This is a genomic window from Nostoc sp., from assembly GCF_036917315.1.
GTDB lineage: Bacteria > Cyanobacteriota > Cyanobacteriia > Cyanobacteriales > Nostocaceae > Nostoc.
The window spans coordinates 34903-47921 of sequence record NZ_JBALDR010000048.1 but is presented as its reverse complement, the minus strand read 5'-3'; the positions used below and the strand labels follow the sequence as shown (position 1 = coordinate 47921).

19 protein-coding genes are annotated in these 13019 nt (G+C 40.9%); 4 read left to right on the top strand and 15 right to left on the bottom strand.

Going from position 1 to position 13019, the window contains the following annotated elements; translation table 11 throughout:
* Positions 1 to 77: 77 nt before the first annotated feature.
* From cbiD to V7K84_RS21520, 11 genes are all read right to left on the bottom strand, one after another.
* Entirely contained in the window at positions 78 to 1193 is a 1116-nt protein-coding gene (gene cbiD, locus V7K84_RS21570) for a cobalt-precorrin-5B (C(1))-methyltransferase CbiD (protein WP_334841017.1), read from the bottom strand.
* 169 nt (positions 1194 to 1362) lie between these two features.
* Positions 1363 to 1605, bottom strand: a complete 243-nt coding sequence (locus V7K84_RS21565; RefSeq protein WP_334768627.1) for a hypothetical protein — start codon at positions 1603 to 1605, stop codon at positions 1363 to 1365.
* The gene (locus V7K84_RS21560) at positions 1586 to 1864 is read right to left on the bottom strand and encodes a BrnT family toxin (protein WP_334841016.1); all 279 of its coding nucleotides are present in this window, start codon (positions 1862 to 1864) and stop codon (positions 1586 to 1588) included. Before V7K84_RS21560 ends, V7K84_RS21565 begins: the two co-directional genes overlap by 20 nt.
* Before the next feature lie 73 nt (positions 1865 to 1937).
* Positions 1938 to 2390 (bottom strand): hypothetical protein, encoded by a 453-nt coding sequence (locus tag V7K84_RS21555; RefSeq protein WP_334841014.1) that lies wholly within the window; start codon positions 2388 to 2390, stop codon positions 1938 to 1940.
* 1 nt (position 2391) lies between these two features.
* Positions 2392 to 2622, bottom strand: a complete 231-nt coding sequence (locus tag V7K84_RS21550; protein WP_334841012.1) for a DUF433 domain-containing protein — start codon at positions 2620 to 2622, stop codon at positions 2392 to 2394.
* A gap of 67 nt (positions 2623 to 2689) precedes the next feature.
* Positions 2690 to 2914, bottom strand: coding sequence for a DUF6887 family protein (locus V7K84_RS21545; protein ID WP_334841010.1), 225 nt, complete (start codon positions 2912 to 2914; stop codon positions 2690 to 2692).
* Positions 2901 to 3089 carry a DUF6888 family protein gene (locus V7K84_RS21540; protein WP_099099501.1) on the bottom strand — a complete coding sequence of 63 codons (189 nt, stop codon included), beginning with the start codon at positions 3087 to 3089 and terminating at the stop codon, positions 2901 to 2903. Before V7K84_RS21540 ends, V7K84_RS21545 begins: the two co-directional genes overlap by 14 nt.
* 49 nt (positions 3090 to 3138) lie before the next feature.
* Positions 3139 to 3435 carry a DUF7734 family protein gene (locus tag V7K84_RS21535; protein ID WP_334841008.1) on the bottom strand — a complete coding sequence of 99 codons (297 nt, stop codon included), beginning with the start codon at positions 3433 to 3435 and terminating at the stop codon, positions 3139 to 3141.
* Positions 3436 to 3471: 36 nt separating this feature from the next.
* The gene (locus V7K84_RS21530; protein WP_334841007.1) at positions 3472 to 4068 is read right to left on the bottom strand and encodes a DUF3177 family protein; all 597 of its coding nucleotides are present in this window, start codon (positions 4066 to 4068) and stop codon (positions 3472 to 3474) included.
* A gap of 482 nt (positions 4069 to 4550) precedes the next feature.
* Entirely contained in the window at positions 4551 to 4796 is a 246-nt protein-coding gene (locus V7K84_RS21525) for a Calvin cycle protein CP12 (RefSeq protein WP_069074399.1), read from the bottom strand.
* A gap of 241 nt (positions 4797 to 5037) precedes the next feature.
* The gene (locus tag V7K84_RS21520; RefSeq protein WP_334841005.1) at positions 5038 to 5172 is read right to left on the bottom strand and encodes a hypothetical protein; all 135 of its coding nucleotides are present in this window, start codon (positions 5170 to 5172) and stop codon (positions 5038 to 5040) included.
* Here V7K84_RS21520 and V7K84_RS21515 point away from each other — a divergent pair.
* Positions 5171 to 6403, top strand: a complete 1233-nt coding sequence (locus tag V7K84_RS21515) for an FIST signal transduction protein (protein ID WP_334841003.1) — start codon at positions 5171 to 5173, stop codon at positions 6401 to 6403. The two genes, V7K84_RS21520 and V7K84_RS21515, sit on opposite strands and share 2 nt — an antisense overlap.
* Positions 6404 to 6449: 46 nt before the next feature.
* Here V7K84_RS21515 and V7K84_RS21510 read toward each other — a convergent pair whose 3' ends face one another.
* Together V7K84_RS21510 and V7K84_RS21505 are read right to left on the bottom strand one after the other, a co-directional pair.
* The gene (locus tag V7K84_RS21510) at positions 6450 to 7580 is read right to left on the bottom strand and encodes a metallophosphoesterase family protein (protein ID WP_334841001.1); all 1131 of its coding nucleotides are present in this window, start codon (positions 7578 to 7580) and stop codon (positions 6450 to 6452) included.
* 277 nt (positions 7581 to 7857) lie between these two features.
* Positions 7858 to 7980 (bottom strand): hypothetical protein, encoded by a 123-nt coding sequence (locus tag V7K84_RS21505; protein ID WP_334840999.1) that lies wholly within the window; start codon positions 7978 to 7980, stop codon positions 7858 to 7860.
* Between V7K84_RS21505 and V7K84_RS21500 the strand changes: the two genes are divergently transcribed.
* The gene (locus V7K84_RS21500; RefSeq protein WP_334840997.1) at positions 7979 to 8851 is read left to right on the top strand and encodes an S-methyl-5'-thioadenosine phosphorylase; all 873 of its coding nucleotides are present in this window, start codon (positions 7979 to 7981) and stop codon (positions 8849 to 8851) included. The genes V7K84_RS21505 and V7K84_RS21500 overlap by 2 nt on opposite strands.
* Positions 8852 to 9398: 547 nt before the next feature.
* On the opposite strand, the gene V7K84_RS21495 is transcribed toward V7K84_RS21500, so the two are convergent.
* Positions 9399 to 9563 (bottom strand): hypothetical protein, encoded by a 165-nt coding sequence (locus tag V7K84_RS21495; RefSeq protein WP_334840995.1) that lies wholly within the window; start codon positions 9561 to 9563, stop codon positions 9399 to 9401.
* A 149-nt stretch (positions 9564 to 9712) separates the two neighbouring features.
* On the opposite strand from V7K84_RS21495, the gene miaB reads away from it, so the two are divergent.
* Together miaB and V7K84_RS21485 are read left to right on the top strand one after the other, a co-directional pair.
* A complete protein-coding gene (miaB, locus tag V7K84_RS21490) occupies positions 9713 to 11077 on the top strand; it encodes a tRNA (N6-isopentenyl adenosine(37)-C2)-methylthiotransferase MiaB (protein ID WP_334840994.1) in 1365 nt (454 codons plus the stop codon).
* 29 nt (positions 11078 to 11106) lie between these two features.
* The gene (locus V7K84_RS21485; RefSeq protein WP_334840993.1) at positions 11107 to 11727 is read left to right on the top strand and encodes a hypothetical protein; all 621 of its coding nucleotides are present in this window, start codon (positions 11107 to 11109) and stop codon (positions 11725 to 11727) included.
* Between the two features lie 103 nt (positions 11728 to 11830).
* Here the strand turns inward: V7K84_RS21485 and V7K84_RS21480 are convergent, their stop codons facing one another.
* Positions 11831 to 12805, bottom strand: coding sequence for a bestrophin family protein (locus V7K84_RS21480; RefSeq protein WP_334840992.1), 975 nt, complete (start codon positions 12803 to 12805; stop codon positions 11831 to 11833).
* Positions 12806 to 13019: the final 214 nt, after the last annotated feature.

Genomic DNA, 13019 nt, shown 5'->3' with positions numbered 1-13019 from the left:
TTAAAACGATAAATCTACCCTAGAGTGGTTACTTAAAGGATTATTTTTTTGGATTGTTTACGATTATTCATAATAAATTAACATAATTTTCCCATCAACATACCAGCAGTTTTACTCTTCACGATAATTTTGCGATCGCGATCGAAGAGAATAGAGCCACAGATTGTTACTTTTGTGCCACTTTCGCTATGACTTTGAATGTATTCTTGAGAACGAACATCGATAGTTGCGGCGATCGCACTGTAAACTTGATTTACCCAATCACTACCAGTTGCAGCATCTAGCGATTTTAGGTGTGTTAGTGCTGCTTCAGCAGTTGCACTGTTAAACACAGCTTGGATATCCGGTAATTTTAAACCTGCGATCGCACAGTGAGCTGCTAAAATTTCTCGCCGTCCATCAGCTAAGTAGTGATGGGTGTGAAAAATCCCGCCAGCCAGTTTCATCAGTTTCCCGTGATAGCCAAATAATAAGATTTCTTTTACACCCAGCACATTAGCTTCTACTAACATTGGACCGAGCCAGTTAGCAGTTTTGACCAATTGATCGGGATTAATCCCTAGTTTACGCGCCAAATCTAGGCCATTCTCCCCGATACAGAATACTAAAGTTTCAAAACGACTGGCTTTATTTTGTAATTCCGCCCGAAAAACCGCAAGCTGATCTGGTGTACTTAAGGGTTGCGAAATGCCAGTTGTGCCTAAAAGGGAAAGTCCTTCAACCACACCAAAAGCAGAATTTGAAGTTCTAACAGCTAGCGATCGCCCTTCGGGTAAAATAATTGTCACCGTGATTTTTTGCCCAGGTGCTAGTATCTGTTGTAAATTCTCTTGCAACAGCTTTTGAGCGTATGCATAAATAGCAGGCTTGTCATCGGCATTCATCTGCCTACCAATCCCTTCCCCACCTTTAATAATTACAGCATCATCGCCCTGTTCTCGCCATTCCACCAATGCCCAAATCGGTGTATCTTTAGTCAAATCGAGATTATCACCAGGATCGCTGCGGGTAATTGCTAAAGCTGTATTCTCAGATAATCCTGCTACCTGTTCAATGGGGATTTCTACAATTTGAGCGGGTTCAATCAAATCTATAGATGCTAAAGTTAGGGGTTGGCGATCGTGTAACCAATGTAAAGCTGCAACAGCAGCAGCACACGCAAAGACGGGAAGTGTGTATCCAGAACGGGACATTTTTTAAATTTAAAAGTCAAAATAATTCTTCCAAATTGAACACAGTTTCAGACAAGAATTTAGACAAATCTGTAGCTTGCTTTCTTCAAGATAACGTTCCTAGCCAACGGATGTAAGTAACATTAAACTCAGCACCAGCGGCTTTCGTTCATCCGTTGCATTAGACTTGTTAGGCTGTGTCGCCGTCTGTAACTTGTGGCATTGACTCAATTAGTGCCCTTAGCACCTTATTGACCGATTCTGGTGTTGTAAAAACTTGAGCGACATCTTCATCTAGAACCACAACTTTTAGCAGTTGCTTTCTACTTTGAGCAGCAAAGCGGTTGGGCTTCGCCTTTTTATAATCAAAGTGGTACTCAGCTAGAAGCTCGTCATCTGAATTGTGTGACTCCTCAAAAGGCGTTTTGTTCATAATCTTCACGCTCCCTTCGAGTGGCTAAACGGGCACTGATAATGCGAATGATATTAGAACGTTCGGTGAAAGAAATCAATAGCAAGCGATTGTTTCGGGAGTGCCCAATAATAATCTCTCGCTTCTCATTTACTGAGTGAGCTTCATCATCAAAAATAACTGCTAGCACATTATCAAAAACGGTCTTAGCCTCTTCAAAGCTGACACCATGCTTTGTTAGGTTAGCTGTTGCTTTTAACTCATTCCACTCAAACTCCATATCTAAATCATATCTGATTATTCACTGAGCCAAGCAATCTTCTAGTCCAAACTTCTTTGCTTAAGCACAAGCGTTATTCCAGTGCAATCAATCCCTCATTCTGCATTGGAACAACTTCAAGGTTTTGATTACTGCTGTACTTTGCCTCTGCAATGAGTTTCTTACCTTGCTTGACGGCTGTACGAATTGCATTTTCATACATTTTTTTAGTAAATGTTAACGTTCGTAACGGTTCTGGTTGAATAACAGTCCAACGAATCAAATCTTGATTATGAAATACGTTTACGCCTTTGGTAACACCAGCACACTCTGGAACGCCACACCAACATGTGATGATATAAAATTGACCGTCCCGATCAATAGATTGAATTAACTCCTCTAAGTTCACTGCATAGTATGTAAAGTCAGTTAGCCTCTGACCATTCACAAGAATTTCAAAAACTAGATAATACGCTTCCTGTTTAGTTTTGTCGTCAGGAACAATATATAGATTACTACATATTTTGATATCATCAATTGGGTTCATTCTAATTAACTGATTTATCCACAAAGAACTTCTTATCACGTTCAGCAGCAAAAGCTAAACAGGCTTTGATGTCTTTGGAAGTTAATTCCGAAAAATCCTCTAAGATTTCTGTTTCAGTCATTCCACTAGCAAGATACTCCAAAATATCATAAACAGTGATTCGCATTCCCCGAATACAGGGTTTACCACTGCGTTTTCCAGGTTCAATCGTAATAATGTTGTGGTAATTCATAAAAAAGTAGATGACCTTTCTTTGGCTCTCACAGATCACTCTTGGTCAGTCCCGATCCAACGCAGTGTTAGTCTGCTTCTTGCTGTTTTTTGCTGCTTGCTTCTAGCTTTTGGCGAATCGCTGCTTGAACCTTCTGATCAAAATCGGGATCGTTGGGGCTTGCAACAATCCTACGTGGACGCTGATTAATCCTGTCCAAGTATGCTTGAAAAGCAGCTTGATCCCCACGATGCTTGAGAAAATACTGTTTTAATTCAACATCAGACATTAAATCGTAATTAATTCGGCTCATCAGACAACTCTCCGTTGGGTAAAATTTGGAATTCAATCTCTTCGTCATACCCAGCAAGGATGTATACATTACGAGTCCGATTATCAACACAAATGAGGTATATGGGTTGAAGCATGATATACGTCAGTTGATAGCTAATACGATACAAACTTGCTACTTGAGCAGCAGTAGGCATTTTACTTAATTACACCAAAATTACGAACGAATTACGAATTAGTAATTAGTCAAACACCTACTTCTAATAATAAAGCTTCCATAGCTTCCCAAGAAATTCCTTGTTGAATATAACGGGGTGCTTCAGGATTGTAAGGATTGGCTACTCGGTCAATGTTGAGGATGTTTGCCCCATCTGGTAGAACAGGTACATCTGCATCAAATGCCGTTGGACGCATCAAAGAACTGGAAAAGCCTTTGAAAATAGCAATTGTATCTTGCTCATCAGCAATTTCCACCGTTACAATTAGGACTTCTTTGGTGCGTTTAGCGGTGTATTGTTCCAGTCGCTTGCCAATGGAATTCATTTTTTTTAGAGTAAGGGTCACGTGATGCAGCAACGGTTACTGTGGTGTGGCTGAACGTCCCTGTTTGCCCAGCTTAATCAGAACAAAATAGCTTAAGTAAACCACATAAATGACTAAACTAGTTATACCAAGAAAACCTAAGAACTCAGCCTTGCTGTTAGCATGAAAATATTCTTTGAATAATAACGGAATCTCAAACCAGACGCGACAATAAGCAGTCTTCAGGATATTGCCAGAAAAAGCACAACCCAAAAAAGGGATAAAGGCTAGTGCGCCCAAAAAACAATAAACAGTTGTCGCCCAGCGCCAAGAGGTAAAAATCAGTTTCAAAGATCCACTGGTTTGATACTCAATTTCATCGTTGATATCTACCCAGAACCACAGCGAAATCGGGATCAAAATCTGAGCTATCAACCCAGAGATAAAGCTAACTGGATACTGGGCAATCATTAAGTAAATCGTGATTGCCACCAAGCTTGATACTCGCCAGTATATAGCCAATAAGCGTTGTATGCCTTCTGCTTTTTGTACAAATGCCCAAATTAGAAGAACTAGCGGAATAATTACCAGGAATAATACTGCCAGTCGGTAATCAATCCAGATGAAAGGTCGAAACCAAATATTATAGTCCATATTTTTTCTCAAACAATAGATAAAAAAGAAGTCAGGAGTTCAAATGATCAATCAAGTAGGATTTTATACCACTAATGGATTGTAGACTGCTAAATAAGGCAGGGATATTAAACCCTTTTATTCAGGAGTCAGTCGAACTCCCATTCATCCTGAATTCTTCTTGATAATAGTTTATTGAACCTCGTATGACTAGAAGTCACGAGTATTATAAAAAATTTATAGGGGCGTACAGATGTACGCCCCTAATACCAATTAATTGGTTGTTTAATTTATGGAAATCGCAACTTATCTCGTTGGGAGAAGCATCTTGATTAAAATAAGGAATTAACTTTTTGTTTCCACGACTAAAATCGGGGGTTTAAATAAAACGCTTGCGAGTGGAGGACACTGGTGAGTTTCCACGTCCTCCACTCTAGGCGTCTTCTTTAGTCAATACTGGTTATTTGCTGACCAAACAACAGAAAATCCAGTTGCCTCAATTTCTAGTCGTCGTAAACCCGGCATTCAATTGCATCTGGGTTGTCATCACAATACTGTTCTAGAGAGTTTTTTGGCTTGCTTTGGCGCTTGTGGGAAGCTTCGGCTTGCAATTCTTCTACTGCATCCCAAGCAGCAGCACACTCTGGTGAGTTGCTACCGTTAATATCACAGACAGTACGCGCTTGTTCCACTTCTTCTTGGATTTTCTCTTGGATGTCGCCTTTCGCTGTTTCTTGGATGTTGGTCATTAGCTTTAGTCTCGTTGTGTGTTGTTAATACTAGTATAGAAAATGTTCAGAAATGGCAGTTTTTCTCTTGATTACTAACCATTCTAACCATTTAGCCAATCATAAGTTAGTGTTTTAGCTTATTGATTTATAACCAATACAGCAAGCTACCGTATCTATAGTACATTTACCTTTATTTTTTAAGATTTTGTGGAATTAGTAGCATAGATAAATAATCATACAATATATTTAGATGCCTATATTAGGGAATGACAACCCCAACTTCTTGGGATGGAGGAGACAAAGGGCTGGCATCAATTCTTGTAAGATGCAATTCTTCCCAAAATAAAAAGTCAAAATCTACTAGCCTAAAAAGAGAAAGAAGCTCAAAACTCATGGCAGACCAAATGCAGTGGGCAAATGCCCTATCAACCCGTCATTCTCTGGAAGCCGCTGTTACAGATGTGGTAGAACGAGCTGTTTCATCGTTAACAGCACCTGCGGATCTAGGACTGGTATTCATTTCGTCTGCTTTTGCGAGTGAGTATTCCCGACTGTTACCCTTGTTAGCTGAAAAACTTTCTGTACCTGTGCTAATTGGCTGTAGTGGTGGTGGTGTAATTGGGACGACAGTTAGCGGAGAAACCCAAGAATTGGAAGCCAAACCAGCTATTAGCTTGACTTTAGCACACCTTCCAGGAGTGAATATTCAAGTTTTTCATGTTGTTGCTGAAGAATTACCTGACTTAGACAGTTCACCAGATGCTTGGCTTGATTTGATCGGTGTACCACCATCACCGACACCGCAGTTCATTTTGCTGTCTAGTTCTTTCGCCTCTGGAATCAACGATTTGTTGCAGGGGCTGGATTTCGCTTATCCAGGATCGACGATCGTGGGGGGACAGGCTAGTGGTGGAGGTATGGGTGGTCGTGTTGCCCTTTTTTGTAACGATACTAACGGTGAGGAACAGCAAAATTTGTATCGCGAGGGGACTGTAGGTATAGCTTTGACTGGCAATATTGTTTTGGAAACGATTGTCGCCCAAGGATGCCGACCAATTGGCAAGCCATTACAAGTTACAAAAGCCGATCGCAATATTATTCTAGAGTTAGATGAGAAAGTGCCTCTGGTAGTATTGCGAGATTTGATTGCTAGTCTCAGCGAACAAGAACGGATTTTAGCACAGCATTCTCTGTTTGTTGGTGTGGCAATGGATGAATTTAAGCTGGCTTTGCAGCAAGGAGATTTTTTAATTCGTGGTATTCTTGGGGTCGATCCAAATGCTGGGGCGATCGCAATTGGCGATCGCGTCCGTCCTGGTCAAAGGCTGCAATTCCACCTCCGCGATGCCCAAGCCTCTGCTGAAGACCTCGAATTACTCCTCCAAAGTTATCAACACCAACGAGAATCTGAACCCTCTGCCGTAGCTGCTTTGATGTTTTCTTGTCTGGGAAGAGGTGAAGGACTCTATGGTAAACCCAACTTTGATTCTGAACTATTTCAGCGCTACCTTAACGATATTCCTGTAGGTGGCTTTTTCTGTGGCGGTGAAATCGGCCCTGTTGGTGGTAGAACCTTCTTACACGCCTACACTTCAGCATTTGGAATTTGTCGCCAAAATCAGTAATGAGTGCTAAGTGCTGAGTCCGGAGTGATGAATCACCTTCTAACTCCTAACTCTTATTCAGCAAAAGTGTGCTGTTATTATCAATCATCGTCAAATTCCCATTAGTAGCGATACCTGGATTGGGCTGTGATGCTGCACTATATGTCTGAATGTAGCGCCGCACTTCTGGGGGAAAATGAGGGTAATCTAATACTGCATCCCCATCCGCAATAGTTGCCCAGAAATCGCGCAAACCAGGAGCTATTTTTTTTGCCTGTGATAACGGTAAGTTTAATGGAGAGTGAGTTAGTAGCTTGATTAAGAAGGGGAAAGAGCGATCGCCCATCCACTGCCGTGATGAATGTTGCAAGTCGGGAAACTCAGGCACTGACTCTACGCGATGGGATAAAATTTGCAACGATTCTTTACCTTGGTTATCCCGATGAAACTCTAGCACTCGGTAAGGGTGAGGATAGCTCACTAATGAACCAGTGGTAATATCATATACTCCATCTGAGTAAGCAATATCCTGAACGTGCAAATGCCCGGTAAACACTAGCTTGACTCCGTAGTGCCTCAGCAGCTGCAATAGTTCTGCTGAATTGGACAACATATAACGATTTGCTAGTGGATGGTTCGATTGATTGGGCAAATGCTCCACCACATTATGATGCACCATCACCAAAACTAATTCATCACCAGATGCTGCCAGCACCTCTTCTAACCACCGTAGCTGTTTGGTATCTAAACATCCCACTTGCTCGCCTTGGTCATTAAAGGAGTTAGAATTCAGTCCAATCAGCTTAACTCCAGGCCACAACTGACGAATGTAGTACATTTGCTGGGGATCGTCATAGCCAAACTTCGTGTAATAGTAAGGAAAATCCGCAAAAGCAATTGATTGCCGATCGGCCAACAGCACAGGAACGTCATGATTACCAGGAACTACATAGACAGGAAAAGGCAGTTGAGCTAAACATTGTTGTAACCAAGCGTGGTTCTCTGGTTCGCCGTGTTGGGTTAAATCTCCTGGTAACAACAGGAAATCTAAATCGAGTTGTATTAAATGTTCTAGTACACTTTTAAATGCTGAGATACTTACTTCTACCAGATGAAAGCGGCTAGGATGATCCCAGATTGTGTGAGGAAGTGCCAGGTGTAAGTCGCTGACTACCGCAAAGCGAAAATTGAGAGTCATTGATTTATGAAAATGTTAAAAGCAAAGGTTAAAATAAGCCTTTTCCCAAAAGTATAACGCTTGCTTTGTTTCCCTGCGTAGGAGTGCGTCTATTTAACATTTGTATACATGAAGCATCGATTATCCATTATGGTGACAATTGACTTAAGGGTTAATCATAAGCATTTAATCTCTAAAAATTATCGGAAATTTGATTGCTAAAAATTATTAATTAATGCTCGAATAAGTAGGCGATCGCTGCTATCTGTACCTGAATAAATAATAAATGGGTAATAATTCAATAGTGTTCGCGGTACAAAATGCGATCGCCTAGCTCATCGTAGATATCGCTTTGTTTTCTGCTACTCCCCTTTTCGATAAAATAACTGAGTAGATCGGCAAGGAACAGGTTCAGAATCATGGCTCAAGCTAGTATTGGGATTATAGGTGGTAGCGGTCTTTACAAAATGGATGCCCTCAAAGATGTCGAAGAGGTGCGAGTCGAGACTCCTTTTGGTTCACCATCTGATGCTTTGATTCTGGGGACTTTGGATGGTACACGGGTAGCTTTTTTGGCGCGTCATGGCCGCAATCACACGCTTTTACCCTCTGAGTTACCGTTTCGCGCTAATATCTATGCGATGAAGCAATTGGGCGTAAAGTATTTAATTTCAGCTAGTGCTGTGGGTTCCCTGAAGGAAGAGGCGAAACCACTGGATATGGTAGTGCCAGATCAGTTTATCGACAGAACGAAAAATCGAATTTCAACGTTTTTTGGTGAGGGAATTGTGGCTCACATTGCCTTTGGCGATCCGATTTGTAAGAACTTGGCTGCTGTCTTGGCAGATGCGATCGCATCTCTCAATTTACCAGAAGTTACTCTCCATCGCGGCGGTACTTATGTGTGCATGGAAGGGCCAGCTTTTTCCACTAAGGCTGAATCGAATCTTTACCGCAGTTGGGATGCAACAATCATTGGCATGACGAATTTACCAGAGGCGAAGTTGGCAAGGGAAGCGGAAATTGCATACTCAACTTTAGCACTGGTGACAGATTATGATTGTTGGCATCCAGATCACGACAGTGTGACGGTGGAATTGGTGATTGGCAATTTGCTGCGGAATGCTGTGAATGCTCAAAAGGTGATTCAAGAAACTGTGCGGCGCTTGAGTGAAAATCCGCCAACCAGTGAGGCGCATTCGGCGTTGCAGTATGCGATTTTGACTCAGTTGGATAAAGCACCAGCCGCGACGAAGGAAAAGTTAGGGTTATTGTTGCAGAAGTATTTATAGTGTTGGTGATGAATGAGCGATGTTTATGACGGGCTGTTCGGTAACGCACTTTTTCAGATTACAGCAAGAGCGATGTCTACGACGGGCTACGCCTACGCACGTAAATATATAAGCTGTCGTCACCAAAATCATGATTTTCATTGACAAACTCATGATTTTCATTGACAAACTCGTGATTTTTATTGACAAATTCATGATTTTCATTAACAAATTCATGATTTTCATTAACAAACTCATGATTTTTGTTATAAAACTTTGCTTATTCCTTGTGTCTAGCAAATGATAGTGGGTAGGCGTAGCCCGTCGTAGACATCGCACCATCAAATTATAAAGGCGATCGCTTTATCTCAACTTCGGGCGTAGGCGTAGCCCTTCTCTACGAGAGGCTGCGCTCAGGAACCACCCGTCATAGACATCGCTCATTACTAAAATCTCTTTGTGATAGACAAGACCTCGCTGATATAATACCTGTCTATGTTTGATAACGTTAGAAGCTTGGTTAGCGCAAACTCAAGGTTAATACAGCAGAATTGGTAAATTCTCAGAGTCAGAATTGGGAAGTAAAACAAGCTCTAAGTGTCAGCCGTTGTGATACTCCCAGATGTTCGTGTTCTTGCCACCAACTCACCACATCTGTATCAAACATCAGTTGGTCTTCCAGTTTGACCAAAAAGCCAAAATACCACTGTTCGGCTGTGACATTTGCCCCCAATTCCTGAAGGTCAACAATTACCGAGCGAATTCCCTCGTCCCTTAATGTTTATCTGAGGGAAGATACTCAGTACTCCTGAAGCAGCTTAAGAGCGTTATAGAATAGAAATAAACCTTACATAACATTAGGCTGATTCAGCATAATTCCCCATGACCACTTCTAAACGCCAATATCACATTACTACTTTCGGTTGTCAGATGAATAAAGCTGACTCAGAGCGCATGGCTGGCGTTTTGGAAGACATGGGCTTTGAGTGGTGTGAAGATCCGAATCATGCAGATGTGATTCTCTACAATACCTGCACCATTCGGGATAATGCTGAACAAAAGGTATATTCCTACCTTGGCAGACAAGCAAAGCGTAAACACGAGCAGCCTGATTTAACCCTCATCGTTGCTGGTTGTGTTGCCCAGCAAGAGGGAGAAGCGCTGTTGCGGCGAGTGCCAGAATTAGATTTGGTAATGGGACCACAACACGCCAACCGTCTGAAAGATTTATTGGAGTCAGTATTTGAGGGCAACCAAGTTGTCGCAACCGAGGCAGTTCACATTATTGAAGATATCACCCAGCCGCGACGAGATAGTACAGTGACAGCTTGGGTGAATGTGATTTACGGCTGTAACGAACGCTGTACCTATTGCGTGGTTCCCAACGTGCGCGGTGTCGAACAATCTCGCACGCCGTCAGCTATCCGGGCTGAAATGGAAGAATTAGGACGGCAAGGTTACAAAGAAATTACTCTACTCGGTCAAAATATTGATGCTTACGGTAGAGATTTACCTGGAGTGACACCAGAAGGTCGGCATCTGCACAACTTTACAGATTTGCTTTATTACGTCCATGATGTGCCGGGGATTGAAAGGCTAAGATTTGCTACTAGTCACCCCCGTTATTTTACTGAGAGATTAATTCAAGCTTGTGCTGAGTTACCCAAAGTGTGCGAACACTTCCACATTCCCTTTCAATCTGGGGATAACGAACTTTTAAAGGCGATGGCGCGGGGTTATACCCATGAAAAATATCGCCGGATTATCGATACCATTCGGCGGTATATGCCAGATGCCTCGATTAGTGCCGATGTAATTGTCGGTTTTCCTGGGGAAACAGAAGCACAGTTTGAAAATACCCTGAAACTGGTGGAAGATATTGGCTTTGATATGTTGAATACAGCAGCATATTCGCCGCGTCCAGGGACACCAGCCGCTTTGTGGGACAATCAACTGAGTGAAGAAATTAAAAGCGATCGCCTGCAACGGCTCAATCATCTGGGAAACTTGAAAGTAGCAGAGCGATCGCAACGTTACTTTGGACGCATTGAAGAAGTTTTAGTAGAAGACCAAAATCCTAAAGATCCAACCCAGGTAATGGGACGCACTGGCGGTAATCGTTTGACCTTTTTTAGCGGTAACATCAAAGAACTCAAAGGGCAGTTAGTGAAGGTAAAAATTACCGAAGTTCGTCCTTTTAGTTTGACGGGTGAACCAGTTGAAGTGAGGCAAACTGTTTTGCAGTAAGAACCATTTGAAGATTATACCCCTGACTTATGATGAAGTTACCGCAAACAATTCCAGTTCTTCTTTTTGGGGCTAGCTTGGCTATAATTTCCCCTCAACATTGTGCTGCTTTGACTATTCAAAAAATAGCTATTCTTGCGCAAGCATCAAGCGATTTGCCAATAGTCAAATCGGCTGGACTGTCCCCCGAAATGGATGTGCCTTGGTCAAAAGCCGTAAAAATTGTTGACCCCTTTGAAGGGGAGTTTGTTGCAGTTTTCGATCGCAATTCTTTAGGTGGCTATTTATTTCGTGAGGGTTCAACGCAAGTTATTAGTTTGTGGACACCTTCGAGCATTCGAGTACTCGTAACAGTAAATTCCGGTCAAGCAATGTCTTCTTTCTACACCGCAGGTCGTGTGTATCCCAGACCTGACTATTTTAGATTTGTCACAACTAAAAAAGTCGATAAACTTTTGCTCAAGGTCAGAGAAAAAGTTTTTCAATTAGACGGTTCAAATGGCACCTTTGCTGTCAGTAAAGAATTAGCCACTGCTTTGAAAAATGCTCCAGATGAGAATTTAGATATCAGACTAGTCTTGGAAGGAGGTCAAACTGTTGATAGCGAAATTGGTAAAGGAACGGTAAAAGCTTGGCGAACTATCTATTAAGCGATCGCATTTTTCAGCCAAGCAAGTAGTTTTCTATGTTTAATAAAGGAAAAGCCTCTCTTTTATCATCAGAATATTTATCTGGTAAAACTTATTTATAAATTTAATAACGAACATTGTTAGAAGTAAGCTTGATTAATTCTTCAACATTGTTGGAGATTGTATTGCAAATAGTATTTAAAGGTAAGTCATTAGGATCAAACCCAAAAGGTTCTTCAATTTCTGAGCCAATTTGTTCAATACTTAATAATGTAAAACTTACAAAAGCCATTACTATACCAGTCCACCAATTTAAAAAGCTCACAATTTCTAAAGGTAATATAAGACAAAAAATTAATAGCAGTTGTCTGAGTTTAATAGTATATATCAAAGGCAGCGGTGTTTTTAAAATGCGTTCGCAACCACCTAAAATATCAACTAAATCATCTACACAATTATGCATAGTAGTTAATTGATAGACATTTAGGCAATTTCGATCGTGCTGATACTGTAAGTAATCTCCTATCCAATAAGCAATTTGTAGTGGCGGATGATCGCTATCTTGGAGTTGTAAATATTGTTTTTCAGACATTAATGATGCCAACTGAGTGTCTAAAGGCACCGATCTTAGATGTAACTTCATTGCAACTGCAAAAGCAGTTACTAACCGAAGCATTGCTTCCTTTTCTAATTTATCTTCTGGTGTCTTCTCTTTAACTATTATTGCAATTCCACGAGTTAAATTACGCGATGTATTAACTAAAGCTCCCCATAGTTGACGACCTTCCCAAAATCTATCATGAGCCGTATTAGTCCGAAAGACTAATAGTAATGTAAAGCCAATATTAAAGCTTAAAACAGCATTGGTAAGAATATTGCTGGAATCTGAAAATGCAATTGGTAATCCTAAATGGGCTAAAAATGAGATGAAAGTACCATATATAGTACAAAAAATTACCCAAGGAAGAATAATAGAGATAATTGACCTTTCAAGCCTAAGAGTTACTTGAAGCCAATTCAGCTTTTCGCCTTTGTAAAGATGATACTTGTCTCTTAAAGAGTTTTTAGAATTATTTTGAAAATAGTTAGGTTGTTTCATATTGGTAAGATTTGAGGATTACATCAATTAGCAAACTAACTTTTTTAGCTAAATATATCTTGCTTAAGCAAGATATATGCAAAATCTAGGTTTCCAAATAGTCACTATAGTGTAACTATAATAAACACAAATTATAGTTGTAACATTGAAAATTATTTCTGTGAACCATCTTTAGGTAGGTAAATTCAATACTGTCTTCCAATTCTTCACCACA

What these genes read in the sequence shown, in the direction of transcription:
- cbiD (WP_334841017.1), bottom strand. Translation starts at nt 1,193, where the DNA reads ATGTCCCGTTCTGGATACACACTTCCCGTCTTTGCGTGTGCTGCTGCT.
- V7K84_RS21565 (WP_334768627.1), bottom strand. Translation starts at nt 1,605, where the DNA reads ATGAACAAAACGCCTTTTGAGGAGTCACACAATTCAGATGACGAGCTT.
- V7K84_RS21560 (WP_334841016.1), bottom strand. Translation starts at nt 1,864, where the DNA reads ATGGAGTTTGAGTGGAATGAGTTAAAAGCAACAGCTAACCTAACAAAG.
- V7K84_RS21555 (WP_334841014.1), bottom strand. Translation starts at nt 2,390, where the DNA reads ATGAACCCAATTGATGATATCAAAATATGTAGTAATCTATATATTGTT.
- V7K84_RS21550 (WP_334841012.1), bottom strand. Translation starts at nt 2,622, where the DNA reads ATGAATTACCACAACATTATTACGATTGAACCTGGAAAACGCAGTGGT.
- V7K84_RS21545 (WP_334841010.1), bottom strand. Translation starts at nt 2,914, where the DNA reads ATGAGCCGAATTAATTACGATTTAATGTCTGATGTTGAATTAAAACAG.
- V7K84_RS21540 (WP_099099501.1), bottom strand. Translation starts at nt 3,089, where the DNA reads ATGCCTACTGCTGCTCAAGTAGCAAGTTTGTATCGTATTAGCTATCAA.
- V7K84_RS21535 (WP_334841008.1), bottom strand. Translation starts at nt 3,435, where the DNA reads ATGAATTCCATTGGCAAGCGACTGGAACAATACACCGCTAAACGCACC.
- V7K84_RS21530 (WP_334841007.1), bottom strand. Translation starts at nt 4,068, where the DNA reads ATGGACTATAATATTTGGTTTCGACCTTTCATCTGGATTGATTACCGA.
- V7K84_RS21525 (WP_069074399.1), bottom strand. Translation starts at nt 4,796, where the DNA reads ATGACCAACATCCAAGAAACAGCGAAAGGCGACATCCAAGAGAAAATC.
- V7K84_RS21515 (WP_334841003.1), top strand. Translation starts at nt 5,171, where the DNA reads ATGGCAGACCAAATGCAGTGGGCAAATGCCCTATCAACCCGTCATTCT.
- V7K84_RS21520 (WP_334841005.1), bottom strand. Translation starts at nt 5,172, where the DNA reads ATGAGTTTTGAGCTTCTTTCTCTTTTTAGGCTAGTAGATTTTGACTTT.
- V7K84_RS21510 (WP_334841001.1), bottom strand. Translation starts at nt 7,580, where the DNA reads ATGACTCTCAATTTTCGCTTTGCGGTAGTCAGCGACTTACACCTGGCA.
- V7K84_RS21500 (WP_334840997.1), top strand. Translation starts at nt 7,979, where the DNA reads ATGGCTCAAGCTAGTATTGGGATTATAGGTGGTAGCGGTCTTTACAAA.
- V7K84_RS21505 (WP_334840999.1), bottom strand. Translation starts at nt 7,980, where the DNA reads ATGATTCTGAACCTGTTCCTTGCCGATCTACTCAGTTATTTTATCGAA.
- miaB (WP_334840994.1), top strand. Translation starts at nt 9,713, where the DNA reads ATGACCACTTCTAAACGCCAATATCACATTACTACTTTCGGTTGTCAG.
- V7K84_RS21485 (WP_334840993.1), top strand. Translation starts at nt 11,107, where the DNA reads ATGATGAAGTTACCGCAAACAATTCCAGTTCTTCTTTTTGGGGCTAGC.
- V7K84_RS21480 (WP_334840992.1), bottom strand. Translation starts at nt 12,805, where the DNA reads ATGAAACAACCTAACTATTTTCAAAATAATTCTAAAAACTCTTTAAGA.